The organism is Pseudoalteromonas sp. C8, assembly GCF_011378685.1.
Classification (GTDB): Bacteria; Pseudomonadota; Gammaproteobacteria; order Enterobacterales; family Alteromonadaceae; genus Pseudoalteromonas; species Pseudoalteromonas arctica.
The window spans coordinates 1-253 of the sequence record NZ_WTKT01000089.1 but is presented as its reverse complement, the minus strand read 5'-3'; the positions used below and the strand labels follow the sequence as shown (position 1 = coordinate 253).

The 253-nt window shown below is 39.9% G+C and carries 1 pseudogene; it reads left to right on the top strand.

Going from position 1 to position 253, the window contains the following annotated elements:
* Nucleotides 1–54: 54 nt before the first annotated feature.
* Nucleotides 55–253 (top strand): annotated as a pseudogene (locus tag GQR39_RS20155) (hypothetical protein); the annotation flags it as partial.

Genomic DNA, 253 nt, shown 5'->3' with positions numbered 1-253 from the left:
CTATCAGTACCGGTAAACAATAGAATTTTTGATAATTGGTCTTGGAGTTTCCGCATGGGCTTTGACCGACAAGCGGATATTCAAAAAGAAAGTGGACGTTGGTTTACGCAAGGAGGATATGGTAAATCAATAGGTGATCCTAATTACCTACAAGCTTATACATTAGCGGCTTTTGAGCTTAATACTGGCGATATTACCGATAATGATTTTAAAGCGGGGATAGGCAGTGAGTTGGGTGCTATTTGGCGAATAA